Source organism: Candidatus Allofournierella excrementavium (genome assembly GCF_048526665.1).
GTDB lineage: Bacteria > Bacillota > Clostridia > Oscillospirales > Ruminococcaceae > Allofournierella_A > Allofournierella_A excrementavium.
This window is the reverse complement of the sequence record NZ_DBGFPE010000006.1, coordinates 68,268-93,614: the sequence shown is the minus strand read 5'-3', so window position 1 is coordinate 93,614 and position 25,347 is coordinate 68,268. Positions and strand designations below refer to the sequence as shown.

26 protein-coding genes are annotated in these 25,347 nt (G+C 61.1%); 23 read left to right on the top strand and 3 right to left on the bottom strand.

Features of this window, described 5'->3' with window-relative positions; translation table 11 throughout:
- Positions 1-15: 15 nt before the first annotated feature.
- The 5 genes from ACMI1Q_RS02380 (at position 16) to ACMI1Q_RS02360 (ending at position 3,488) form a co-directional block, all read left to right on the top strand.
- Positions 16-174: a hypothetical protein gene (locus ACMI1Q_RS02380; RefSeq protein WP_223474880.1), complete on the top strand. Its 159-nt coding sequence runs from the start codon at positions 16-18 to the stop codon at positions 172-174.
- 165 nt (positions 175-339) lie between these two features.
- Positions 340-1,164 carry a purine-nucleoside phosphorylase gene (locus ACMI1Q_RS02375; protein ID WP_015536935.1) on the top strand — a complete coding sequence of 275 codons (825 nt, stop codon included), beginning with the start codon at positions 340-342 and terminating at the stop codon, positions 1,162-1,164.
- Positions 1,165-1,176: 12 nt separating this feature from the next.
- Entirely contained in the window at positions 1,177-1,512 is a 336-nt protein-coding gene (locus ACMI1Q_RS02370; RefSeq protein ID WP_005921378.1) for a pyridoxal-phosphate dependent enzyme, read from the top strand.
- A gap of 237 nt (positions 1,513-1,749) precedes the next feature.
- A complete protein-coding gene (locus tag ACMI1Q_RS02365; RefSeq protein ID WP_419502677.1) occupies positions 1,750-2,214 on the top strand; it encodes an Hsp20/alpha crystallin family protein in 465 nt (154 codons plus the stop codon).
- A gap of 236 nt (positions 2,215-2,450) precedes the next feature.
- Positions 2,451-3,488 carry an alcohol dehydrogenase gene (locus ACMI1Q_RS02360; RefSeq protein ID WP_419502676.1) on the top strand — a complete coding sequence of 346 codons (1,038 nt, stop codon included), beginning with the start codon at positions 2,451-2,453 and terminating at the stop codon, positions 3,486-3,488.
- An 82-nt stretch (positions 3,489-3,570) separates the two neighbouring features.
- Here the strand turns inward: ACMI1Q_RS02360 and ACMI1Q_RS02355 are convergent, their stop codons facing one another.
- Positions 3,571-4,287, bottom strand: a complete 717-nt coding sequence (locus tag ACMI1Q_RS02355) for a YggS family pyridoxal phosphate-dependent enzyme (RefSeq protein WP_419502675.1) — start codon at positions 4,285-4,287, stop codon at positions 3,571-3,573.
- Positions 4,288-4,322: 35 nt separating this feature from the next.
- On the bottom strand, positions 4,323-4,880 hold the full coding sequence (locus ACMI1Q_RS02350; protein ID WP_419502674.1) for a TIGR01440 family protein: 558 nt from the start codon (positions 4,878-4,880) through the stop codon (positions 4,323-4,325).
- Positions 4,881-5,163: 283 nt separating this feature from the next.
- On the opposite strand from ACMI1Q_RS02350, the gene ACMI1Q_RS02345 reads away from it, so the two are divergent.
- From ACMI1Q_RS02345 to ACMI1Q_RS02305, 9 genes are all read left to right on the top strand, one after another.
- Entirely contained in the window at positions 5,164-6,717 is a 1,554-nt protein-coding gene (locus ACMI1Q_RS02345) for an amidohydrolase (protein WP_419502673.1), read from the top strand.
- Between the two features lie 14 nt (positions 6,718-6,731).
- Complete coding sequence (locus tag ACMI1Q_RS02340; protein WP_330056165.1) at positions 6,732-7,568, top strand: sugar phosphate isomerase/epimerase family protein; 837 nt, start codon at positions 6,732-6,734, stop codon at positions 7,566-7,568.
- A 14-nt stretch (positions 7,569-7,582) separates the two neighbouring features.
- Positions 7,583-8,425: a sugar phosphate isomerase/epimerase family protein gene (locus ACMI1Q_RS02335; RefSeq protein WP_330056163.1), complete on the top strand. Its 843-nt coding sequence runs from the start codon at positions 7,583-7,585 to the stop codon at positions 8,423-8,425.
- 40 nt (positions 8,426-8,465) lie between these two features.
- Positions 8,466-9,434, top strand: a complete 969-nt coding sequence (locus ACMI1Q_RS02330; RefSeq protein WP_419502672.1) for an SIS domain-containing protein — start codon at positions 8,466-8,468, stop codon at positions 9,432-9,434.
- A 26-nt stretch (positions 9,435-9,460) separates the two neighbouring features.
- The gene (locus ACMI1Q_RS02325) at positions 9,461-10,324 is read left to right on the top strand and encodes a PfkB family carbohydrate kinase (RefSeq protein WP_177522519.1); all 864 of its coding nucleotides are present in this window, start codon (positions 9,461-9,463) and stop codon (positions 10,322-10,324) included.
- An 83-nt stretch (positions 10,325-10,407) separates the two neighbouring features.
- Positions 10,408-11,208 carry a fructoselysine 6-kinase gene (frlD, locus tag ACMI1Q_RS02320; RefSeq protein ID WP_177522518.1) on the top strand — a complete coding sequence of 267 codons (801 nt, stop codon included), beginning with the start codon at positions 10,408-10,410 and terminating at the stop codon, positions 11,206-11,208.
- Positions 11,209-11,240: 32 nt separating this feature from the next.
- Complete coding sequence (locus ACMI1Q_RS02315; RefSeq protein ID WP_330056158.1) at positions 11,241-12,095, top strand: amidohydrolase family protein; 855 nt, start codon at positions 11,241-11,243, stop codon at positions 12,093-12,095.
- A 3-nt stretch (positions 12,096-12,098) separates the two neighbouring features.
- Positions 12,099-12,527, top strand: coding sequence for a secondary thiamine-phosphate synthase enzyme YjbQ (locus ACMI1Q_RS02310; RefSeq protein ID WP_177522516.1), 429 nt, complete (start codon positions 12,099-12,101; stop codon positions 12,525-12,527).
- Positions 12,528-12,534: 7 nt separating this feature from the next.
- Positions 12,535-13,146: a GDSL-type esterase/lipase family protein gene (locus tag ACMI1Q_RS02305; RefSeq protein WP_330056155.1), complete on the top strand. Its 612-nt coding sequence runs from the start codon at positions 12,535-12,537 to the stop codon at positions 13,144-13,146.
- A 55-nt stretch (positions 13,147-13,201) separates the two neighbouring features.
- Here ACMI1Q_RS02305 and ACMI1Q_RS02300 read toward each other — a convergent pair whose 3' ends face one another.
- A complete protein-coding gene (locus ACMI1Q_RS02300; RefSeq protein WP_177522514.1) occupies positions 13,202-13,942 on the bottom strand; it encodes a UTRA domain-containing protein in 741 nt (246 codons plus the stop codon).
- A 203-nt stretch (positions 13,943-14,145) separates the two neighbouring features.
- Here ACMI1Q_RS02300 and ACMI1Q_RS02295 point away from each other — a divergent pair, with 203 nt between their 5' ends.
- The 9 genes from ACMI1Q_RS02295 (at position 14,146) to ACMI1Q_RS02255 (ending at position 25,268) form a co-directional block, all read left to right on the top strand.
- Entirely contained in the window at positions 14,146-14,958 is an 813-nt protein-coding gene (locus ACMI1Q_RS02295) for a BtpA/SgcQ family protein (protein ID WP_330056151.1), read from the top strand.
- Entirely contained in the window at positions 14,958-16,472 is a 1,515-nt protein-coding gene (locus tag ACMI1Q_RS02290) for an FGGY-family carbohydrate kinase (RefSeq protein ID WP_419502671.1), read from the top strand. The genes ACMI1Q_RS02295 and ACMI1Q_RS02290 overlap by 1 nt, the downstream gene beginning before the upstream one ends.
- A 24-nt stretch (positions 16,473-16,496) precedes the next feature.
- Positions 16,497-16,931, top strand: a complete 435-nt coding sequence (locus ACMI1Q_RS02285) for a hypothetical protein (protein WP_419502670.1) — start codon at positions 16,497-16,499, stop codon at positions 16,929-16,931.
- Positions 16,932-17,138: 207 nt separating this feature from the next.
- The gene (locus ACMI1Q_RS02280; protein ID WP_177522510.1) at positions 17,139-18,563 is read left to right on the top strand and encodes a YfcC family protein; all 1,425 of its coding nucleotides are present in this window, start codon (positions 17,139-17,141) and stop codon (positions 18,561-18,563) included.
- Positions 18,564-19,103: 540 nt separating this feature from the next.
- A complete protein-coding gene (locus tag ACMI1Q_RS02275; protein ID WP_330058079.1) occupies positions 19,104-20,333 on the top strand; it encodes an arginine deiminase in 1,230 nt (409 codons plus the stop codon).
- A gap of 52 nt (positions 20,334-20,385) precedes the next feature.
- Positions 20,386-21,378, top strand: coding sequence for an ornithine carbamoyltransferase (gene argF, locus ACMI1Q_RS02270; protein ID WP_330058081.1), 993 nt, complete (start codon positions 20,386-20,388; stop codon positions 21,376-21,378).
- A 4-nt stretch (positions 21,379-21,382) separates the two neighbouring features.
- Entirely contained in the window at positions 21,383-22,321 is a 939-nt protein-coding gene (gene arcC / locus ACMI1Q_RS02265) for a carbamate kinase (RefSeq protein ID WP_330058083.1), read from the top strand.
- 100 nt (positions 22,322-22,421) lie between these two features.
- The gene (locus ACMI1Q_RS02260) at positions 22,422-23,834 is read left to right on the top strand and encodes a YfcC family protein (protein WP_419502669.1); all 1,413 of its coding nucleotides are present in this window, start codon (positions 22,422-22,424) and stop codon (positions 23,832-23,834) included.
- A 126-nt stretch (positions 23,835-23,960) separates the two neighbouring features.
- Positions 23,961-25,268 carry an AraC family transcriptional regulator gene (locus tag ACMI1Q_RS02255; protein WP_419502668.1) on the top strand — a complete coding sequence of 436 codons (1,308 nt, stop codon included), beginning with the start codon at positions 23,961-23,963 and terminating at the stop codon, positions 25,266-25,268.
- Positions 25,269-25,347: the final 79 nt, after the last annotated feature.

The window sequence follows — 25,347 nt, the reverse complement described above, 5'->3', positions numbered from 1 at the left end:
CGCAATGCGGTCTCTCTGGGCGGCGACAGCGACACCCTTGCCTGCATCACCGGCGGCATTGCCGAAGCTTTTTACGGGATGCCGCAGGAACTGCGGGACGAGACTTTGAAACGTCTGCCGGAGAATATCCGGGAAGGATATGAGCTGTTTCGGTGGAACATCGGCCAGAGATAAGACATTCGGAGAACCAAGGAGCAGATACAACACACTCGTGATGTGAAGTATCTGCTCCTTGGTTTTTAATAAGACTCGATGAAGGGCGTCTTGCATCGGCCTGAAAAATCCGATATACTGAACCCAGAGAGTATATCGAATTTTTTGGGAAAAGGAGAGAACGGTATGGAACATCTTTATGAAAAGGCACTGGAAAGTGCGGAATATATCAAGACGCACACGAAAAAGCGCCCGAAGATCGCGGTGGTGCTGGGCTCCGGCCTTGGCAAGCTGACCGCGGACTTTACGGACACGGAAGAACTGTCCTACAAGGATATCCCCAACTTCCCGGTATCCACGGTGGCAGGACACAAAGGCGCATTGTTGGCTGGCAAGCTGGGGGACACGGAAGTCTACGCCATGGAAGGCCGCTTCCATTTCTATGAGGGCTACTCCATGAAGGAAGTCTGCTACCCGTTCTATGTGTTCAAGCTGTTGGGCGTGGAAAAGGTGGTGTTGACCAACGCCTGCGGCGGCATCAACCGGGAGTTTGCGCCGGGCACCCTGATGCTCATTACCGACTTCATCAACATGATGGGCACGAACCCCCTCATTGGCCCCAACGATGAGCGCTTCGGCCCCCGCTTCCCGGACATGACCGAATCTTACAGTCTGGAACTGCGGAACCTTGCCAAGCAGACTGCCGATGAACTGGGCATTGCCTACAAGGAGGGCGTTTACATGGGCTTTATGGGCCCTTGCTATGAAACGGCGGCTGAAATTCGCGCCTTTGCGGGGATGGGAGCCGATGCCGTGGGCATGAGCACCGTGCCGGAAACCATGGTCTGCAACTACATGGGCATGAAGGTACTGGCCGTCAGCTGCATCACTAACATGGCCACCGGCATCCAGACGGTCAAGCATAGCCACGCCCGCGTGCTGGAGATCGCAAATCAGGCAGGCGATACCCTGTGCCGATGGCTGGGTGCGGTGATTCAGAGAATGAAGTAAAAAAGATATACCATGAAAATCCTTTCGTTTGGTTCCCTCAACTACGATTATGCGCAGAGCATAGATGGCGTTTTGCCGGCGTATGATGTGCCGGAAAGCGCACTTTCCGACTATCTGCGGCCAGACTGGAGCGATGCGTGCATCAATGTCCGCACCGAGGAAGCCTACGAAACGGCCCATGAGGTGCTGCGGGCGGAAGGACTGTTTCTGGGCACATCGGCAGCAGCGGCTTTGCACGCAGCGGTGCAGGTGGGCCGCAGACCGGAGAATCAGGGAAAGAACATCGTGGTCATCGTCCCGGACAACGGCATGAAATATCTGTCTACGCCGATGTACCGGCAGAAATGATAAAAACACGATGATGCGACTGAATTTTGAAAAGATTGCATAGGATTTTATAAAAGTATTATTCTTTCATGAATTTTAGCACTCTTCTATTGACACTGCTAATGAACGGTGCTATAACAGTGGCGTGCTCAGGAGGAAGGGCAAAAGGAGAGCCGCAGGGCTCCCCGGAAAGCCTTTCTGAGTGGACGCTTCAGATTTTTTGCCCCGACCCGAACGCCGGGATTGGAGGAATGATTTATGCTTATGCCGACTGTTTTCCATGAAAACCTGTTCGATGATTTCTTCGATCCGTTCTGGAATGACGCTGCACTGGAACGTATGATGAACCGTGAGGCTCGTGGTGCCTTTGGTAAGCGTGGTGCAAACATGATGAAGACCGATGTCAAACAGACGGACAACGGCTACGAAGTAGCGGTTGACCTGCCGGGCTGCAAGAAGGAAGACGTTCAGATGGATCTGAACGACGGCTACCTGACCATTCAGGCAGTGCGCAGCCACAGCAACGACGAAAAGGATAAGAAGGGCCGCTATCTGCGGCGCGAATCCTTCTCCGGCACCTGCGCGCGCAGTTTCTACGTGGGCGATGTGAAGAAGGAAGACATCCACGCAAAGTTCGAGGATGGCGTCCTGCACGTCGAGCTGCCTGCTCCTCAGCAGACGAAGGCTTTGCCTGAGAACCCGAACCTGATCGAGATCGAGTAAATGCCGACCGTGTGCGCCAAGGCACAACGTACATAAGATGCCCCCGGAGAGCCGCAACAAGCTCTCCGGGGGCATTTTTGTTTCGCTATCTTTTCCGCAAGGGAAAACCATGGTATACTGAGAACAGCAACTCAGAATTTATGGAGGTACCTCACTATATCCTGTGAGCCGGGACAGCGGCTGACTTTTGCGGTATACTCCGTTCGGAAAGATCAAAGCGCATGGAGGTAAAAAGCATGCTGACCTATACCTATGTTTCAGAGGGAACGTTTGCCCTGATGGAAAAACCAAAGCCGGTGCTGCAGCACGAGCGGGACGCCATTGTAAAGGTGACCCTTGCCAGTATCTGCTCCAGCGATCTGCACATCAAGCACGGCAGCGTGCCCCGCGCGGTGCCCGGCATCACCGTGGGCCATGAGATGGTGGGCGTGGTGGAGCAGGTGGGCGCCGCCGTGACCACCGTGAAGCCCGGCGACCGGGTGACGGTGAATGTGGAGACCTTCTGCGGCGAGTGCTATTTCTGCCGCCACGGCTGGGTGAACAACTGCACCGACCCGAACGGCGGCTGGGCCCTGGGCTGCCGCATCGACGGCGGCCAGGCCGAGTATGTGCGGGTGCCCTATGCGGACCAGGGCCTGAACAAGATCCCGGACGCGGTGAGCGACCGGCAGGCGCTGTTCGTGGGCGACGTGCTGGCCACCGGCTACTGGGCGGCGCGCATCTCTGAGATACAGCCCGAGGACACGGTGCTCATCATCGGCGCGGGGCCCACCGGCCTGTGCACCCTCCAGTGCGTGCTGCTGCACCGGCCCCGGCGGGTCATCGTCTGCGACGTGGACGAGAGCCGCCTTGCCTTCGTGCGCGCCCACTGGCCCGATGTGCTGACCGCCGCCCCCGAGGGCCTCAGGGAGTTCGTGCTGGCGCACAGCGACCACGGCGGCGCCGATGTGGTGCTGGAAGTGGCGGGCAGCGACGCAACCTTCCGCATGGCGTGGGACTGCGCGCGCCCCAACGCCATCGTCACGGTGGTGGCCCTCTACGACGGGCCGCAGGTGCTGCCTTTGCCGGAGATGTACGGCAAGAACCTCATCTTCAAGACCGGCGGCGTGGACGGCTGCGACTGCGAAGAGACCCTGTGCCTCATCGCGGAAGGCAAGATCGACACCACCCCGCTCATCACCCACACCTATCCCCTGAAGGACATCGCCGCGGCCTATGACCTGTTTGAAAACAGGCGGGACGGCGTTATCAAGGTGGCGGTTTCCATCGGCTGAACGGCACTGTGAAAAACAAAGGAGGCGGCCCCGCGCCATGGCGCGGGGCCGCCTCTTTTTTGCTTTGTGGTCCGGGCCTGCCTCACGGGCGGCTGCCGTAGTCCCGGGGGCCGTAAATGGCCGTGCCGATGCGCACGATGGTGGCCCCTTCCAGGATGGCGGCCTCAAAATCGCCGCTCATGCCCATGGAGAGGGTGTCCGGCAGGGCCGTCTGGTAGTGCTTTTCCTGCAGGCGGGTCAGCAGGCCGCGCATCTCGGCAAAAAAGGCGCGGGTCTCGTCGGGGGTGGCCCCGGCGGGTGGAATGGCCATCAGACCCCGCAGCCGCAGGTTCGCCGCCGCCTCGGCGGCTTCCGCCAGGGACCACAGCCCCTCGGGGGCGACGCCGCTCTTGCTGGCCTCGGCGCCGATGTTGATCTCGATGAGGATGTCCTGGGTCAGCCCCAGCCGGGCAGCGGCAGCGTCCACCTTGCGCAGCAGGTGCTCGCTGTCCACGCTCTCGATCATGGAGACGCGGCCCACCACCTTGTTCACCTTGTTGGTCTGCAAATGGCCGATGAAATGGCTGGGCTTGCCAAGGTAAGCCCCCGCGTCGCTCTTTTCCGTCAGCTCCTGCTCGTGGTTCTCACCGAACAGGTCGATGTCCAGCAGGGCGCTCTCCCGCACCTCTTCCACCGTGCGGGTCTTGCAGGCGGCGCACAGCAGCACATCCGCCGGGTCACGCCCCGCGGCGCGGGCCGCCTGCGCCATGCGGGCGCGGATGTCCTCCACCGCACGGGCCATCTGTTTCTTCGTTGCCATTGAAAAAACCTCTTTCCCACAGCCCTTCTTCGGGGTCACATTTGCTGATAGACGGCGCGCTCGCCGCCGATGTACTTGGGCCGGCAGCGGGCGCACAGAAAATGCGCCTTGCCGATGTGGTCAAAGCTCAGCCGCACCGGCACCGCCACCCGGCGCAGATGCATGCCGATCAGTGTGCCGCCGATGTCCAGCCCGGCTCCGGCGCGTATCTCCTCCACCAGCACCGGGTCAGTGAACGCCTGCCAGCAGTTGGTGGCCCAGCTGCCGCCGGCATGGGGCTGAGGCACGGCGTTGACCTCTTCATAGCCGTATTTCTCCGCCGCGGCCCGCTCCAGCACCAGGGCGCGGTTCAGATGCTCGCAGCACTGGGCGGCGAGCCAGAGCCCCCGCGCCTGCACGGCGGGCAGCACGCCCTCCAGCACGGCCCGGGCCGCCTCCATGCTGCTGTCCTTGCCGATGTGGCCGCCCACGATCTCGCTGCTGGAACAGCCCACCACAAAAATGTCGCCGGGCTTCAAATCTGCGGTGTCCAGAAGTTCCTCCGCCGCGGCGCGCGCCTGGCGGGTGATCTCGCAAAGCATTTCCTGCTCCATGCGAATGCCTCCCTTTCCCTCAAAAGTCCCTCCGGGGCGGCCGGCGCCCGCCGGCCGTCCTCTTTTTTGCTGTGACTACAGCATAGCATCGCGGCCGGGGCATGTCAAATCAAGTCTCCCTTTATATATATGTACGGCCGCCGCGGCGGCCTTTCCGGCAATTGAACAGAACGGACAAAAAACCGCCCGCAAACTTGTACAGTTTTTAACTTGTATTATAACGTTATATTATGATATTATGAGTTTGGAAAAAATACCACGGAGGAAAGGTGAGGTTTTGGGCATGAAAGAACGTCAGAAATGTCTTGTTCTGCTTTCGAAGAACGTGTTCCCGGCCACCGGCGAAGCGCCCTTCGACGGCTTTGTGGCGGTGGAGGGCAACCGCATCGCGGCGGTGGGGCCCCGGGCCGAGGCCGGCGAATGGGTGGAAAAGGCCACCCAGGTGCTGGAACTGGGCGACCGGGTGGTGACGCCCGGCTTTGTGGACGTGCACACCTTCTTCACCGGCTGGGCGCTGCTGAGCCTGGGCGCGGATTTCTCCGATGTGAAAACCGACGTGCAGAGTGTGGCCGCGCTGAAAGAATACGAAAAGACGGCCCCCGAGGGCACGGCGCTGTTCGGCCACAGCTGGCAGCCGGACGGGTTTGAAGTCACCGACGAGGCCCTGCTGGACAAGACCTGGCCGGACAAGCCGGTGGTGGTGTTCACGGCGGACCGGGGCACCTGCTGGATGAACAGCGCGGCCCGCCTGCGCTACGGCTTCGGACCGGAAAAATGCTATGCAGAGATGATCTGGAAGATGATCCGCGAGTATCTGCAGCTGCCCGGCATGAAGGAAAAGTACAAGGAATACATGCAGATGCTCAACGAGCGGGGCGTCACCACCATCAAGGAGATGACCTTCGACACCTACTACGGCTTTGCCGACAAGATGGAGGAGCTGGAAAAGGAGGACGCGCTGACCGTGCGCGTTTCCATGATGAGCCAGCCGGTGGGCGAGGGCATCAACATCGAGCACGGCAAGGAGATGTGCCGGCGCTTCACCGGGCCCTTCGTCTCCTTCTCCGGCTACAACCGCATGACCGACCGCTCTATCCCGTCCTCCATGGCGGAACTCATCGAGCCCTACAAGTCCCACCCCGGCATGACCAACACCGTGCCGGTGGAGTGGGACCTCATCGAGAAGGAGACCCACCTGGCGGACGAGAACGGCTTCCGCTACTCGCTGCACTGCCAGGGCGACGGCGCCATCCGCCACACGGTGGCCCTGTTCGACTCCTGCCAGAAGGATGAAAACGGCAAGCTCAAGCACCGCCACGCCATCACCGACCTGGAGTATTCCAACCCCGCCGACCTGGAAAAGTTCGGCGCGCTGGGCGGCATCGTGGAGGTCTATGCCCAGATCCAGTCGCTGGACAACAAGCAGGACGTGCTGGACATGATCGACGCGCAGCTGGGCGGCGACCGGGGCAAGAACTACTGGAACCGCCGCAAAATGTGGGATTCCGGCCTCACCGTCACCTGCGGCACCGACCTGCCCCTGCTCATCCCCAACATCCCCGAGGCCATCTACTGCGGCGTGGGCGGGCACTTTGCCGACGGCGGCACCTACAACGAGCAGAACATGCTCACCGTGGCCGAGATGCTCACCGCCTGGACCCACAACGGCCAGTACAACTGCTTCAACGAGGACCGTCTGGGCACCCTGGAGGCGGGCAAACTGGCGGACATCGCCGTGCTGGACGCCGATGTGTTCACCCTGCCGGTCGAGCAGGTGAAGGACGTGAAGGTGGCGCTCACCATCTCGGACGGCCGCATCGTCTACGACGCGCTTTAAAAAAGGAGGACCTTATGGCACACATCAGGCGGGAACAGCTGGCGGCCATCGGCATCCATTATGTGTATTACCCGCTGGACTACATGCTGGACGCCCAGGCCAAAGCCGGCTACAAGACCATCGAGATGCTGGGCATGGCGCCCCACTACCTCATGGACGAGACGGGCTTTCAGGACCCGGTGGAACTTCGGAAAAAGGTGGAGGCCCGGGGCATGACCATCGGGTGCTTCACCCCCGAATGCGCCACCTATTATTACACCATGAACGCCCCGGAAGGCGGCTTCCATGACCGCAGCATGGAATACTTCAAGCGCGGCATCGAAGCGGCGGAAAAGATGGGGGCAAAAAAGCTGCTGACCAACTGCATCGGCGCGCCCTTTGACGAAGAGTACGACCGGGCCTATGACCGGGCGGTGCGCAGCCTGCGGGAGCTGGCCAAAACCGCCGCCGACCACGGCGTGACCATCGCGGTGGAGACGGTGCGCCCGGAGGAGAGCCGGGTGGTCATCACCCTGCCGGAACTGGTGCGGCTGCTGAAGGATGTGGACAGCCCCTGGGTGAAGGCCGGCCTGGACACGGTGGCCATGGGCGTGGCGGGGGAGACGCCCCGCCAGTGGTTCGAGACCCTGGGCAGGGACATCGTGCACACCCACTTCATCGACGGGCGGCCCTACGCCCATCTGGTGTGGGGCGACGGGCTGTATCCCCTGGAGAAATACCTGGACGTGCTCAACGAGTTCGGCTACGAGGGGCTTCTTGGCCAGGAGATCACCGACGGGCGCTACTTCGACGACCCCGCGGCGGCGGACGCGCGCAACTTCCGGGCGTTCGAGCCGTTCTTTGAAAACTGAAAGGGGGAGACGAGATGGCGACGCCGAAACTCCGCCGCGAACAGGTGGCGGGCATGAACATCCACTATGTGAACTATTCGCTGGACTACTTCCTCGACGCGCAGCAGCGCCTGGGATTCAAGACCATCGAGCTCTGGTGCGCGGCTCCCCACGTCTGGCTGGACCACATGCGCTATTATGACGCAAAGGACATCCGCCGCAAGATCGAAAGCCGCGGCCTGGCCGTGCATGTGCTCACACCGGAAAACTGCACCTATCCTTATCAGTTCGCGGCAAAGGAGCCGGAGCACATCCGGCGCTCCTTCGGCTATTTTTCCAACGGCATCCGCCTTGCCGCCGAGCTGGGCTGCGAGTACATGGAAGTGAACTCCGGCTGGGGCTACTGGAACGAGGACAAGGAAGAGGCCTGGAAGCGCAGCGCCGACATGCTGCACCGGCTGGCCGAGGTGGCCAAAGAGAACAACGTCACGCTGGTGATGGAGTCCATCCGCCCGGAAGAGAGCCAGCTGGTGATCGACCTGCCCGCGGCGCAGAGGATGCTGCGGGAGGTGGACCACCCCAACCTCAAGGCGATGGTGGACACCTGCGCCATGGGCGTTGCGGGCGAAACGCTGGAGGACTGGTTCCGGGCCCTGGGTCCCGACATCCGGCACATGCACTTCATCGACGGCACGCCCTACGGCCATCTGGTGTGGGGCGACGGCAGCCATCATCTGGGCCGGTTCATCGAGACCCTCAACCGCTGCGGCTACGAGGGGTATCTGGGCCAGGAGATCACCGACGGCCGGTATTTCATGGACCCCGCCGCGGCGGACGCGCGCAACATGAAGAATTTTGAGCGCTACATCGAAGATTGACTTTTTCAAACCATATTCACTGCAAAAGGAGAAGAGAATCATGAAAGCAAATGAAGTTATCAAGAAGGTACTGGCGGAGCACGGCGAGATCACCGAGGTGTACTGGGTGGCCTGCGGCGGCAGCCTGATCGACCTGTATCCCTCCCACTTCATGATGACTGTGGAGAGCGCCAAGACCTCCTCCGGCTGGCACACCGCCAAGGAGTTCCTGGTGGCCACCCCCAAGAAGCTGGGCAAGCACAGCATGGTGGTGATGTGCAGCCACTCCGGCAACACCAAGGAAGCGGTGGACGCCGCTGTGCTGGCCTATGAGCGGGGCGCGGCCGTGGTCACCCTGACCGACAACGCCGGTTCCAAGGCGGACGACCCCCGTTTCATCGCCTGGGTCTACCCCTGGGGCGACGGCGTGCCCACCGCCGAGGTGCCGCTGGGCATCTGCCCCATGCTGGCCGCCGAGCTCATCAAGGCCCAGGAGGGCTTTGACAAGTACGACGCGCTGGTGGAAGGCATCGCCAAGATGGACGGCATCATCGCCAAGGCCAAGGTGAAGGTGAACGCCGAGCTGGGCGAGAAGTTCGCCGACCTGTGCGAGGAGAACAAGTTCTTCTACATCCTGGGCTCCGGCGCCAACTTCAGCCAGACCTACGGCTTTGCCATCTGCAGCCTGATGGAGATGCAGTGGCAGAACTGCTGCTACATCCACTCCGGCGAGTATTTCCACGGCCCCTTCGAGTGCACCGAGCCGGGCGTGTTCTACTTCCTGCAGATGGGCTCCTCCTCCGCCCGGGTGATGGACGAGCGGGCGCTGGCCTTCCTCAAGACCCACACCGACCGCCTGATGGTGCTGGACGCGCTGGAATACGGCATGGCCGATGTGGACGAGGGCGTGCGCGCCTATCTGGAGCCGGCCCTGTTCTACGCCATGAACGTGGAGCTGCGCGCCGCCCGCGGCAAGCGCTTTGACCACTCTCCCGAGATCCGCCGCTACATGGGCATCGAGAAGTATTGATTTTTAAGAAAAGGAGCGAAAGAACGATGGCATATCAGGTGAAGGTCCTGGGCTTTGGTGACAATGTCGTGGACAAATACGAGCACATCAAAACCATGTACCCCGGTGGCAACGCGGTGAACTTTGCCGTGTTCGCCAAAAAGCTGGGGGCCGAGCGCAGCGCCTACATGGGCATCTTCGGCTCGGACAAAGAGGCCGAACACGTCATCGCCTCCCTGCAGGAGGAGGGCGTGGAGCTGGTGAAGTGCAAACAGGTCATCGGCGAGAACGGCGCGGCCCGGGTGACGGTGAACCCCGAAAACGGCGACCGCATCTTCCTGGGCTCCAACGAGGGCGGCATCCGCGGCGACATGCTCTATGCGCTGGACCGCTTCTCCATCGAGTATGTGAAGGGCTTCGACCTGGTGCACTCCGGCAACTACTGCTTCACCGAGCGGGAGCTGCCCAAGATCAAGGCCGCGGGTGTGCCCATCAGCTTTGACTTCTCCGACGATTCCACCGACGAGTACTACGAGCGCATCGCCCCGCTGGTGGACTACGCCTTCATGTCCTGCAGCGACATCTCCAAAGAGGAGACCTACGAAAAGCTGAAGAAGGTGTCGGCCCTGGGGCCCAAGTTCGTCTGCGCCTCCCGCGGCGACGAGGGATGCATCGCCTATGACGGCGCCGAGTTCTACGTCCAGGGCATCAAGCCCGTGGAGAACATGGTGGACACCATGGCCGCCGGCGACAGCCTGCTCACCGCCTTCCTGGTGAACTACCTCGCCCGCGAGAAAGAGGGCAAGGGCGGCCCCGAGGCCATCCGGGAGAGCCTGGACCTGGCCGCCGGCTTTGCCGCCAACACCTGCGGCCTGGCGGGCAGCTGGGGCCACGGCAAAGTGTACGAATAAAAAGCACCGCCTTGTTACCAGAGCGGGAGCGGCGGCGCCGCTCCCGCTCTGCGCTATTTTGCAGCAAAAGGAGGAGAAAGAGAATGGAAAAAACTGTGGCGGCCGTGGGCTTCTGCTGCGCGGACGTGTACGAAAAGCTGAACAAGTTCTATCCCACCGGCAACGGCGTGGACTGGGGCGTGCATCTGGCCCGCATGGGCGTGCCCGTGAGCGTGGTGAGCGTGGTGGGCACCGACAGCTACGGCGAGAAGATGAAAGAGGCCCTGGCGGCGGAAGGCATCGACATCTCCCATCTGCGCACCGAGCCCGGCGACACCTGCAAGATGATGATGGACCTGAAAAACGGCACCGACCGGGTGCATCTGGAAGAGATCGAAGGCGTCATGGCCGACTACGCCCTCACCGATGAGGAATTCGGGTTCGTGGCGGGCCACACCATGCTGCACACCGACCTGTTCGGCAAAGTGCTGGACCGCCTGCCCGCCTGGAAAGCCAAGGGCGTGCAGGTGGTGATGGACTTCTCGGTGTTCAGCGAGGACCCGGAATACCAGTGTGAAACTCTGTTCCCCTATGTGGACTATGTCTTTCTCTCCTACGACGGCAAGAAGGACGAGCACATCAAGGAGTGGGTGAAGAAGATCCACTCCTACGGCCCCAAGCTGGTCACCGCCACCATGGGTGAACTGGGCAGCATCTGCTACGACGGCACCACCCTGTATGAGTACGGCATCGTGCCCACCGAAGTGGTGAACACCGTGGGCGCGGGCGACAGCTACATCGCCGGCTTCACCTACGGCATCCTGAACGGGTGGAGCGTGCCGGAGTGCATGAAGAAGGGGGCGGAAGTCTCCAGCGCGGTGGTGGCCCGGTTCGAGCCGTACTGAGCGCGGAAAACACAGAAAGAAGGGAAACGACCTTGCTGATCGATATGCACATCCATCCCATTTTTTACGGGCCCATCTGCGGGGATGAAAAGGAAGTGGCCTTCCGGGGCGACACCTTCGGGGTGTGGAAACAGGGGCCCATGGAGTTCGACGAGCTGTTTGCCGAGTGGGACGTCTGCGGGCTGACCCAGGCGGCGCTTCTGCCGCTGGACGTGACCACCACAGCCGGCGGCTGGGTGGTGAACAACGACCAGGTGGAGGCGCTGTGCAAACTGCACCCGGACAAGTTCTACGGCTTTGCCAGCGTGGACCCCCACCGGGCGGATGCGCTGGAAGTGCTGGAACGGGCCTTTTTCCAGCAGGGGCTGCGGGGGTTGAAACTGAACCCCGCCAAGCAGCGCTTCGACCCGGCGGACGAAAGGATGGAGCCCATCTACGCCTTGTGCGAGCGGGAGAACAAACCCATCATCTTCCACGCGGGCCTCTCCTGGGAGCCCAACACCCCCAGCCGCTTTGCCCATCCGCTGGCCTTTGAGGAGGTGGCCATCCGCCACCCGGGCCTGCGCATCTGCCTTGCCCACTTCGCCTGGCCCTGGGTGCGGGAGATGGTGATGCTGATGATAAAATACCCCAACGTCTACACCGACACCGCCCTGCTCTATGTGGATTCCCCCGAGGAGCAGATGATGGAGCTGTTCACCAAAGACATGGGCCCCATGTGGTTCGAGCGGTGCTTCCCCCGGCAGGTGATGTTCGGCTCCAACGGGCCCCGCTTCCGCGCCTTCAAGCTCAAGCGTGCGCTGGACAAGGTGCCCATGCGGGAGTTCGCCCGGGAGGATCTCTACTGGAAAAATGCGCTGCGCTTTCTCAGCGGCGGGGAGGTGTGAGTCATGGTCGTGCTGAAGACCATCCGGCATTTGAGCAAGGATGTGGAAGAGTATTTCAACATCACCCGGCAGGTGCATGACATCGTGCGCCAGAGCGGCGTGAAAAACGGCCTTGTGGCGGTCATCACCGCCCACACCACCACAGGCATCCTGGTGAACGAGGCGCTGCCCTGCGTGGAGGCGGATATTTCGGAGATGCTGGAAAAAACAGTTCCGCTGGAAGCGCCCTATCTCCACGCCCATTTCCTGCCCACCTACGGCGCCACCAGCAACAACTCCCAGGGGCATCTGAAAAGCGTGCTCACCGGCAACCACTGCCTGTTCCCCGTCATCGACGGCGAGATCGTCTGCGGCGGGGCGCAGGACATCTATCTGGCGGAGTTCGACGGCCCCCAGCTGCGCAAGGTGTATGTGGAAGTGATGGGGGAGTGACGGCCCCATGAAAACGATTTTGTGCTTCGGAGATTCCAACACCTTCGGCAGCGTGCCCGGCACCGGCGGGCGCTACGGGCGGCAGGTGCGCTGGCCCTGCCGCATGGAGCGGCTCTTGGGCGAAGGATACGAGGTGGTGGCGGAGGGCCTTCCCGGCCGCACCACCGTCTTCACCGATTACATCGAGCCGTACCGCGCCGGCATCGAGCAGATCGTTCCGGCGGTGCAGAGCCACGCGCCCGACGTGCTGGTCATCATGCTGGGCACCAACGACACCAAGGCCCGCTATCATGTGAGCGCCGCGGAGATTGGCTTCGGCATGGAGGAGCTGCTGCTGCGCCTGCGCACGGCGTATCCCTTTTCCGATGTGCCGCAGGTGGTGCTTGCGTCGCCCGCGCCGCTTCGCTGCGCGCCGGGGGCGGAATTCTCCGCCGAGAGCGTGGAGAAGTCCCGGCTCCTAGCCCCCATCTATGAGGACATTGCCCGGCGGTTCGGCTGCGCCTACTTCGACGCGGGCGCGTTCGCGGCCCTGGGGCAGGACGGCATCCACTTCACCCCGCAGGACCACGAGGAGATGGCCCGGCGGGCCGCGGCCGCCGTCAGAGCGCTGTTCGAATGAAAGGAAAAAGCCTGTTCCGGCTGTGCCGGAACAGGCTTTTGCAAAAGGGCGGGATTCAGATGTTGAACACGAAACGGCTGCCCACGATGTACTGCCGCCCGATCACCAGCGGCTTGCCCTCGCCGTCCAGGAAATAGGCGTTCATATAGAACATGGGGTCGCCGGTGATGACGCTCAGGTAAGAGGCCTGCTCCGAGGAGGCGCGCACGATCTCCAGCGTGCAGGACACGGTGGATTCCGGGCGGCGGCCGTAGCGGCTCTCCAGATAGTCGAACAGGGAGGCGTTCGTCAGGTCCTCGTAGGCGGTGAGAAGCCCCTTGAAGGGCTCGTAGGGGAAGAAGTTGTTCTCCAGCATGATGGGCTCGCCGTCCGCCGTGCGCACCCGCTGCAGAAAGATCACATCCGACTGGGGCGGCAGGCCCAGAAAACGCACTTCGTCCGAGCGGGCGGGGCAGCGCAGAATGTTCACCACCTGGGCGCCCGGCTCCATGCCGCAGGCGCGGCAGGCCTCGGAAAAGCCCATCACGTCCTTGTCATGGGTGATCTTGCGGATGACCTTGGGCTGGCTGACATAGGTGCCTTTGCCCTGCTTTTTCACAAGATAGCCCTCGCTGCAAAGCTCCTCCACCGCGCGGCGCACCGTGATGCGGCTGACGTGATACAGCTCGGACAGTTCCGACTCGGAGGGGATCTTTTCATCCGGGGCATATTTGCCTTCCGTCAGCGCGGCCTTGATGTCCTCCATCAGCTGCTGATACAGCGGAATGAGCGAATCCTCGTTGAGTTGAAAATCCATGGTTTGGGTTCCTGCCTTTCGCCCCGCGTCCACGGCGCGGGAAGTTGGTATACAGTATTCTATCGTATTTTGCTGAATGTTTCAAGAAGCGGTTGGGCAGAACGACAAATTGCTGTGTTAAATTTGAAAAAAACTGGTGGATTGTGTTATAGATATGTTATATTATGTAACATAACGTTATAAAACAGCATGGAGGGAAAACAATGTCGTTTCTCAAGGAACTGTTTAAAACGGAAAAACCCATCATCGGCCTGCTGCACCTCAAACCGCTGCCGGGCGACCCCTTTTATGCCCCCGGCGGCAGCATGGACGATGTGATCGCCTGCGCCCGGGCGGACCTGGACGCGCTGCAAAAGGGCGGGGTGGACGGCGTGCTGGTGACCAACGAGCTCAGCCTGCCCTATGAGAAAAAGGTGTCCGGCGTCACGCTGGGGGCCATGGGCATGGTGGTGGGGGTGCTGCGGGAGCAGTTCCGGGTGCCCTTCGGCGTGGAGGCCATCTACGACGGCGACGCCACCATGGAGCTGTGTGCCGCCACCGAGGCCGACTTCACCCGCTGCCTGTTCACCGGCGCGTGGGCGGGCGACCTGGGCCTTGTGGACCGGGACGTGGCCAAAACCCTGCGGCTCAAAGCCGCCCTGCGGCTGGACGCGCTGAAACTGTTCTACTTCGTCACCAGTGAGGGCGAGGTGTATCTGAACGACCGCTCCACGGTGGACATCACCAAGAGCATGCTGTTCAACTGCCGGCCGGATGCGCTGGTGGTGGGCGGCGCGGCGGCGGGGGTGGGCCCCGGCGGCGAGCTGCTGGAGCAGGTGCGCGCCGCCGCCGGAAAGGTGCCGGTGGTGTGCGGCACCGGCTGCCGCAGAGAGACGGTGGCGCAGATCCTTCAAAACTGCGATGGGGCCTTCGTGGGCACCACCTTCAAAAAGGACGGCGTGTTCGAAAACCGGGTGGATGAACAGCGGGTGAGGGAGTTCATGGACGCGGTGAAAGCGATGCGGGGGGATGCGTGATGAAATACTTTATGGGCATCGACGTGGGCACCAACGAGACCAAAGGCGTGCTCATCGACCAGACCTGTGCCATCGTGGCTTTCGCCAGCCGCGGGCATGAGCTGCTGAATCCCCGGCCCGGCTTTTTCGAGCATGACGCGGAGGCCACCTGGTGGGGCGATTTCTGCGCCGTCTCCCGCCAGCTGCTGCAGGAAAGCGGAGTGTCCGCCGCCGACGTGGGCTGTGTGGGCCTCTCGGCACTGGGGTGCGACTGCGTCCCGGTGGACGCCGAGGGCACGGCGCTGTGCAATGCCATCCTCTACGGGGTGGACAGCCGCAGCCACAAGGAGATCGAATGGCTCTATGACTACTATGGCAGGGAAGAGGCCGAGCGGCTCTACGGCCACGAGCTCTGCTCCTCGGACATCGCCCCTAAAATTCTGTGGGTGAAGAACAACCTGCCCCAGGTCTACGCCAAAACGGCCAAGTTTCTCACCGGCTCCTCCTATCTCTGCGCCAAGCTGACGGGGGAGTACACCATCGACCGCTATCTGGCCGAGGATTTCGCGCCGCTCTACGACCTGAAGCGCGACACGGTGGACGAGGAGCACTGCGGCCTCTACTGCCGGCCGGACCAGCTGGCCCGGGTGATGAACGCCACCGACGTCGCCGGCACGGTGACGGCAAAGGCGGCGGCCCAGACCGGCCTTGCCCAAGGCACCCCGGTGCTGGTGGGCACGGGGGACTCCGGGGCGGAGGCCATCTCCACCGGCGTGTTCCGCCCGGGAGACATCATGGTCCAGATGGGCTCCAGCTGCTACTTCGTCTACCTCACCGACCATCTGCTGAACGAGCCCCGGCTGTGGCCCGGCACCTTCATCATCCCGGGGGTCTATTCGGTGTGCGCGGGCACCAACACCGCCGGCACCCTGACCCGGTGGATGCGGGACGAGTTTTACAAGGACGCCCTGGCCGCCGAGGCGGCGGGGGGCGAAAACGCCTACACCGCAATGGTGCGGGAGGCGGCGGCCATTCCCGCCGGCAGCGAGGGACTGGTGTGCCTGCCCTACTTCGCGGGCGAGCGCACCCCGCTGAACGACCCCTTTGCCAAGGGGGTGTTCTTCGGCCTTTCGGTCAAGCACACCCGAGCCCACATGGTCAAGGCCGGGCTGGAGGGCATCGCCTACACCATCGCCGCCCACCTGGACCTTCTGGAAAAGGAGCACGGCGAGCCGCTGCGCCGCATCATGGCGGTGGGCGGCGGCACCAAGAACCCCGTATGGCTGCAGGCGGTGGCAGACGTGACCGGCCGCCAGATCTGCACCGCAAAGGTGACGGTGGGCGCGGCCTTCGGCGACGCCATCATGGCGGCGCTGGCGGGCGGAGCCTACGCGGACTGGGACGAGCTGGCGAAGGTCATCACCGCCGACCGGGTCATCTGCCCGGACATGCAGGCCCACGCCGTCTATGAAAAGCAGCGGGTGGTGTTCAACGAGCTGTATGCCCGCAACCGGGACCTGATGAAGAGCCTGTGACGGGGCGGAAAGGAAGATGTGAAAATGGAACAGTGCGAATTGTGCGGCCGGCGGGAAGGCGTGCGGGAGGCCGCCGTCTATCTGGACGGCGAGAAAAAGACCGTGCCGGTGTGCGCCCCCTGTGTGTATGAGGCCATGCGCAAGAACCGCTACGGCCTCGGCTTCGGCCTGGGGCTGCAGCTGTGCTGGTTCGTGGTGGCAGGGCAGGGGCTGCTCAGCGTGGCGGGGGCCTTTGCCGCGGTGATGGCGGTCTATGGCCTTGTCCGCCTTGTGCTGTTGCTGGCGGCGCATCTGGCGCTTCGGGCGGGCGGGGAGAAGCCCGTGCCCGACTGGGTCTGGAAATACGCCATGGCCCAGGCTGTGACCGAGGACGCACTGCGGGACGCTTTTTCAGAGAAAATATGCAACGTGAAGGTGCAGACGCCCCGGGAATACGAGCGCACTCACACCGCAAAATAACGGGCCTGTCCGGCCTGCGCGGACAAAGTGTAAAACCGCTTTTTACAAAACGTCAAAAAATGAACCGAATATTTATAATAAACTCTGAAAATGACCCGACAGGGTTGACGAAGGTAATAACACGTTATATTCTATATATAACGTTATAATACAACTTAGAGCGTTGTATTATGGCCCTGCGGGGCGAATCTTTAAGGAGGGTATCGTATGCAGAAAAAGAAGAAATTCGAACTGCCTCATGTCTATACGATCGCGTTCTTGCTGATCATCCTGTTCGCGGTGTTGACATGGATCGTTCCTTCGGGCCAGTTCGAGCGCACCGAGATGGAAACGGCCGCCGGCACCCGTGAGGTCGCGGTGGCGGGCACTTATCAGGAGGTGCCCAAGGTGGACGAGGAGGGCAATGACCTGCGGCAGGGCCTTGCCGAAGTCCTGATGGCGCCCACCCGCGGCATTCAGCAGGCCAGCGACGTGGTGGCTTTCGTTCTGCTGATCGGCGGCTCCTTCGCCATCCTCACCAAGACCAACGCCATCAACGCCGGCATGAGCCGCGTCATCAAAAAGCTCAAGGGCAAGGACATCCTGCTCATCCCCGTTGTGATGATCCTGTTCAGCATCGGCGGCACCACCTTCGGCATGTCGGAGGAAGCCCTTCCGTTCTATGCCATCTTCATGCCCATCATCATGAGCCTGGGCTATGACTCCATGACCGCCTTCATGGTTTGCTTCCTCGGGCCTCAGATGGGCTACATCGGCTCCACCGTCAACCCCTTCAACGTGCTGATCGCCCAGGGCGTTGCGGGCATCCAGGGCAACCCCCAGCTGTGGTTCCGCTTCATCCAGTACGCGGTGTTCACCGCCATCGGCATCGTCTGGGTCATGATGTATGCCCGCAAGGTGAGGAAGAACCCCACCTGCTCCATCACCTACAAGGACGACTTTGCCAAGCGTGAAGAGTTCGCCGTGGAGGGCGTCAATGCGGACATGCCCTTCACCCTGCGCCAGAAGCTGGTGCTCATCGTGTTCGCCGTGGGCATGGGCGTCATCGTCTGGGGCCTGGTGACCAAGGGCTGGTACATGGACGAGATCAGCATGGTCTTCCTGGCCATCGGTCTGCTGTCCGGCATCGTGGGCGGCCTCGGCGAGAAGGAAATGGCCGAGGAGTTCGTGAAAGGCATGGCGGACTTCGTCTACGCCGCTGTGATCATCGGTATCGCCCGCGGCATCCTGGTGGTGGCCGAAGGCGGCATGATCATCGACACCATCCTGAACGCCCTCGCCAATCTGCTGGCCGGCGTGCCCGCCGCGGTGTTCACCACCATGATGTACTTCGCCCAGGCGTTCCTGAGCATCCTGGTGCCCTCTTCCTCCGGTCTGGCCGCTCTGACCATGCCGGTCATGGCTCCGCTGACCGACCTGATGGGCGTCAACACCGAAGCCTCTGTCACCGCTCTGTGCATCGCCAACCAGACCATGAACACCATCAGCCCCACCGCCGGCATGACCGTTGCCGGTCTGGCGGTGTGCAAGATCAGCTTCCCCCAGTGGTGGAAGACCTGCTGGAAGTTCATGATCGTGGTTGTGGTCGTGGGCATCGTGTTCACCGCCATCTCCGGCATGCTTCCCGCCTGACCGGGGCAAACCAACCGATCCCTTGTCCCCCGGGTGCGGCGCTCTCGCCGCACCCGGGGGCTTTTTTTGCCCGCGGCAGGGGAGAAGGGGCGGACTGGCACCTTCGGCTCCCCATATAAATAAGGAATATAAGAGGAGCCGCTGCGGGGAAAAAGCGGAGGCCCTTTTCAGAAAAATGTACATTTCCTGATTTTGGCCTTCCATTTTTTGTTTCGGGAAAAACTGCCAAAATGCATCCTGCGTGAACAAACGTGTATATTATTTAACAGCAGTTCCCGCATTTGGTTTTATCAGGTGACGGGTTTATTCATTTATTCACGGAATTTGGAATTTTATGCGCTTTCTTTGAGTAAAGTGCTGAAAAATTTTCCCGTATCGGGCAATAAAGTTGGCAAAATCGTACAATTTGTGATATAATAAAAGTCCAATGAGGGGCCTTCGAAAGGGTTATTATAATGGCAGATCATGAACTTGGTTCCACTTTCGCGCGGGTGGTATCCAAAATCCACATTCATGTACATTTTAAAAGTAGGAGAAGCTATGAAAGGTATTTGTGTTCGCAGTGAGATCAATCCTCTGAAGAAAGTTCTTCTTCATCGCCCCGGCAAGGAGCTGCTGCATCTGACCCCCGATCGTCTTCCCGAGCTTCTTTTTGATGACATTCCCTTCCTGAAAGTTGCTCAGCAGGAGCACGACGCTTTCGCCCAGATCCTGCGGGACAACGGCACCGAAGTGGTCTATCTGGAAGACCTGATGACCGACGTGCTGAACCTGCACCCCGAACTGGTCGAGCCCTTCCTGTATCAGTGGCTGTTCGAAGGCAACATCAAGACCAAGCGTTGGCAGGATAAGCTGTATGACTACCTGATCAACAACTTCAAGGGCAAGGCCCTGGTCGAGAAGACCATGGAAGGCATCACCCTGAAAGAGATGGGCGGCGCTTCCGCTTACTCCCTGCAGGACCTGATCGCCCCCGCCGACGACCTGATCGTCGATCCCATGCCCAACCTGTACTTCACCCGCGACCCGTTCGCCTCTGTGGGCACCGGCGTGTTCCTGCACAAGATGCGTTTCCCCACCCGCTGCCGTGAGACCATCTACGCCGACTACATCTTCAAGTATCATCCCGACTTTGAGGGCCTGATCACCCGCTACTACGACCGTGACTTCCACGCCAACATCGAGGGCGGCGACGTGCTGAACCTCACCGAGGACACTCTGGCCATCGGTATCTCCCAGCGCACCAGCCCCGACGCGATCGAGATCGCGGCCCGCAACCTGTTCACCGATCCCAATGCCAAGATCCGCACCGTCCTGGCCTTCGACATCCCGGCCTGCCGTGCGTTCATGCATCTGGATACCGTGTTCACCCAGATCGACGTGGATAAGTACACCGTGCATCCCGCCATCCTGGGCCCCCTGACCGTCTACGAGATCACCCCGGGCAAGGACGATCCCGCCGATCTGCAGATCAAGCGCGTGGATTCCGACCTGGAGCACATCCTGGAGCACTACACCCACGTGGACAAGGTCCATCTGATCTACTGCGGCGGCGACGACCTGATCGCTGCGGCTCGCGAGCAGTGGAACGACGGCTCCAACACCCTGTGCATCGCCCCCGGCAAGATCGTTGTCTATCAGCGCAACGATGTGACCAACGCCATCCTGCGCGACGCCGGCATCACTGTTCTGGAGATGCCCTCCGCCGAGCTGAGCCGTGGCCGCGGCGGCCCGCGCTGCATGTCCATGCCTCTGATCCGGGCAGAATAACAAAAACATCAGAAAAATCAATCTATACTTTCCTTAAGGAGGAAATTACACAATGGGAATCAACATTAGAGGCCGCAGCTTCCTGACCCTGCTGGACTTCACCCCCGAAGAGATCAACTACCTGCTGGACCTGTCCGCCGAGTTCAAGCGGATGAAGAACAACGGTGTTGAGCACAAGTGGCTGACCGGCAAGCAGGTAGTCCTGCTGTTCGAGAAGACCTCCACCCGCACCCGCTGCGCCTTCGAAGTGGGCGCCCGCGACCTGGGCATGGGCGTGACCTTCCTGGATCCCGGTTCTTCCCAGATGGGCAAGAAGGAATCCCTGGCCGACACCGCCAAGGTTCTGGGCCGTATGTACGACGGCATCGAGTACCGCGGCTTCAAGCAGTCCGTGGTCGAGGATCTGGCCCGTTACTCCGGCGTGCCCGTGTGGAACGGCCTGACCGATATGTTCCACCCCACCCAGATGCTGGCTGACATCATGACCGCCCGCGAGGAGTTCGGCGATCTGCGCGGCCGCAAGCTGACCTTCTTCGGCGATGCCCGCAACAACGTGGCCAACTCTCTGATGGTCGTCAGCGCCAAGCTGGGCATGCACTTCTGCGCCTGCGGTCCCAAGGACCTGATGCCTTCTCCCGAGCTGGTCGAGAAGTGCCAGGCCGTTGCCGCCGAGACCGGCGCCGTGCTGGAGTTCACCGACGACGTCAAGAAGGGCGCCGAGAACTGCGACATCGTCTACACCGACATCTGGGTCTCCATGGGCGAGCCCGACGAGATCTGGGCCGAGCGCATCAAGCTCCTGCTGCCCTACCAGGTGAACAAGGAACTGATGGCCATGGCCAAGCCCACCGCCATCTTCCTGCACTGCCTGCCCTCCTTCCATGACCTGGAGACCACCGTTGGCCAGGACATCTACAAGAAGTTCGGCCTGCCCGCCATGGAAGTCACCGACGACGTGTTCCTGGGCAAACAGGCCCGTCAGTTCAACGAGGCTGAGAACCGTATGCACACCATCAAGGCTGTGATGTACGCGACTCTGAAGTAAGACTATGGGTAAGAGAATCGTAGTGGCGCTGGGGGGCAACGCCCTTGGAAATACCCCCGAAGAGCAGCTGAAGCTGGTGCAGGAGACAGCCAAGCCCATCGTGGACCTGGTGGAAAAAGGCTACGAGGTCATCATCGGCCACGGCAACGGCCCCCAGGTGGGCATGATCAACCTGGCCATGGAGTTTTCCGCCAACAAGGGCGGCAACACCCCGTATATGCCGTTCCCCGAGTGCGGCGCCATGACCCAGGGCTACATCGGCTATCACCTGCAGCAGGCCATCCAGGCCGAGCTGAACGCCCGCGGCATCCGCAAGCCCTGCGCCACCGTGGTCACCCAGGTGGTCGTGGACGAGAAGGATCCCGGTTTTGCCAAACCCACCAAGCCCGTGGGCAGCTTCTACACCAAGGAAGAGGCCGACGCCATCGCCGCTGAGAAGGGCTTCATCTTTGTGGAGGACTCCGGCCGAGGCTACCGCCGGGTCGTTCCTTCCCCCATCCCTCAGCGCATCGTTGAGCTGGACGTGGTGGAGCAGCTGGTGTCTGCCGGCGCCATCGTGATCACGGTGGGCGGCGGCGGCATCCCCGTGGTGGAGACCGAGACCGGCCTCAAGGGTGTGGCGGCCGTCATCGACAAGGACCGTGCCAGCGCTCTGCTGGCCCGGGACGTGAAGGCTGACGAGCTGATCATCCTCACCGCTGTGGACCGCGTGTGCATCAACTTCAACAAGCCCGACCAGCAGGAGCTTCCCTCCATGACGCTGGCCGAGGCCGAGGAGTACATCGGCCAGAAGCAGTTCGCGCCCGGCAGCATGCTGCCCAAGGTGCAGTCCTGCATGGAATTTGTCAAAGGCAACACCAACGGCGGTGTTGCGCTCATCACCTCCCTTGCCCGGGCGGCGGACGCTCTGGAAGGGAAAACCGGTACCATCATCAAACCGTAATCTTCCGAAATAGTAAAAATCGCTTTAAGAAAAGAGGAGAAATAGTATGGGCAACAAGAAAAAACGCCGTTCGCTAAGCACATTTGCGATCCTGATCGTTGTGCTTCTGCTCGTGTCCGCCGCCACCTGGCTGGCCAGCGGTCAGACCTACACCGACGCTGAGACCGGTGAGCAGGCCGTCGTGGTCGGTGCGAGCCTCAGCGACATCCTGATGGCTCCCATCGGCGGCTGGCACGACGCCGGCGACGTGATCGGCTTCGTGTTCTGCCTTGGCGCCTTCCTGTCCATCCTGAACGCCACCGGCGCGCTGGAGACCGGCATCCATGTGCTGGTGAAAAAACTCCACGGCAAAGAGCTGGCCCTTGTTTGGATCCTGATGTTCCTGTTCTCTGTGGGCGGCACTACATACGGCATGGGTGAGGAGACCGTTGGCTTCTACATCCTGCTCGCTGCCACCATGATGGCTGCCGGCTTCGACCCGCTGGTCGGCGCCGCGACGGTTCTGCTGGGCGCCGGCTCCGGTGTTCTCGGCTCCACCATCAACCCCTTCGCCACCGGCGCTGCGGTTGCCGCTGCTAGCGACGCAATGAAAGCCATGAACACAGAAGTGAACATGGGCATTGTTTACGTCGAGGCCATCATCCTGTGGCTGGCCACCTACTTCATCTCCGCACTGTTCGTTACCCGTTACGCCAAGAAGGTCAAGGAGGGCAAAGGCTCCATCCTGACCGCCGACCAGCTGGACGAGTGCAAAAAGGCTTACGGCTCCTCCACTGAGATCGACGCCAACGTGAAGCTCACCGGCCGCCAGAAGGGCGTGCTCGTGGTCTTCGGCCTGTCCTTCGTGGTCATGATCCTGGGCTTCATCCCCTGGGGCTCCCTGAACGAGGGCATCTACAACACCCTGAGCTTCTCTCACTGGCTCACCGGCAACGGCTTCGGCGACTGGTGGTTCGATGACGCCGCCACCTGGTTCCTGCTCATGGGCCTGCTGATCGGCCTGATCGGTCTGGAAGACAAGAGCAAGCTGATGCCCAGCATCGTGGCCGGCTTCGCCGACATGATCAGCGTCAACCTGGTCATCGCTCTGGCCCGCGCCACCACCGTTATCATGAGCACCACCGGCCTGGGCACCTGGCTGGTCGAGGCTTCCGTCACCGCGCTGTCCGCTTCCGGCCTGCCGGCTCCTGCCTTCGGCGCTCTGGACTACCTGCTCCACATCGGCCTGAGCTTCCTGGTTCCTTCCTCCTCCGGCCTGTCGAGCCTGTCCGCCCCGATCGTTTCGCCGATCGTTGTCGGCATGGGCTGGTCCGTGGAGACTTCCATCATGATCAACGTCGCTGCCAACGGCCTGGTCAACCTGTTCACCCCCACCTGCGGCTTCATCATGGGCGGTCTGGCTCTGGCCCGCGTGCCCTACGAGACCTGGCTGAAGTGGGCTGGCAAGCTCCTGGCCATCATCGCTGTGGTCGCCGGCGTGGTCCTGACTGTGGCTATGCTCGTGCTGAGCTGATGATGCTCTGAGCAAGTAAATCTTACTCCCTCATTTCATAGGAAAACCGGCCGTATATCCCGCGTATACGGCCGGTCTTTCCTGTTTCTTTCTGCAAACTCTCAGAAAAGGCGAAGGTGATGCATTTTGAACAGACTGATAACCCTTCAGGAGAATCTTTCCGACGCATACGATCCGGCCACGATCTGCTCCTTTGACTACGAGGCCATCCAGGCGGCCACCAAGCCCCTGATCCACCAGTCCGCCCGCTTTTTGTACATCAAAAAGGGCGAGGGCGTCATCGAGATCAGCGGCGTGCGCTACGACATCCGGCCCAACATGCTGGTGGCCATCACCCCCTGGACCATCTCGGAGATCACCGAGGTGACCGCGCCCATCCAGCTGATGCGGATCGTCTACGACTACCAGTACATAAACTCCGTTCTGAAGGGTGTATCCGGTCTGGAAGAAGACAGCTCCGAGCTGCTGCAGTTTTTGTCCATGGAGCCGGTGGCCTATCTGGACTCCATCCAGACAGACTACATCGACCTTCTGGCGGAGCAGCTGCGCGCCGAACTGGGCGTGGAGTCCACCCACAGCGCCCCCACCGCCCAGCCTCTCTCTCAGCTGTATGTCACCAACAAACTCATCGAACTGATGATTTTGTACCGGCGGTACGTGATGGCCGTCCGGGGCGAAAAGGACTACGAAAAGGGCATTTCCCAGGAAAACGCCATCCTCAGCTACATCTATGCCCACGCCACCGAAAAGCTCACCCTCAGCAGCGTGGCCGGGGCCTTCTTCATCTCCGAGTCCACGCTCTCCAAGCGCATCTCCGACATCACCGGCACCACCTTCACCAAACTTCTCACCAGCATCCGCATCGAAAAGGTCTCTGACTTTTTGGTCTACACCGACCTGACCCTGGACGAGATCGCCGCCCTCACCGGCTTTGTGGATGCCTCCCATCTCTCCAAGCACTTCACCTCCAAGGTGGGCGTGACCCCCATCAAATTCCGCAAGATCTACGGCAAGTCCAAGACCAAGTTCAACCGCACCAACAAGAACATCGCCTTTGAAATCGCGGACTACATCCACCAGAACTACGCCCAGGAAAAACTGAGCGCCGGTGAGGTGGCGTCCAAGTTCGGCATCTCGGTGGCCGAGATGAACCGCCTGATGCTCTATTACTCCACCATGAACTTCGAGGCGCTGCTCAACTTCGTGCGCATCAACCGCGCCTGCGAGCTGCTGGCCTCCACCGATTACTACGTCATCGACGTGGCCTTCGAGGTGGGATACAACAACATCAAGACCTTCAACATCAACTTCTTCAAGTACAAGGGGATGACCCCCTCGGACTTCCGAAACCGCATCACGCTGCAAAAATCCGACGGCAGCGAAACAGGCAAAACCAAGAAAAAAACCACCCGCAAGCCCGAAGAAGAGGAGTAAAACGTGCCTTTTGGGGCTTGGGATGCAACAATATGCAATTTTTTGAATCTATTGTGCATGGACATTCCTCGTTTTCTGT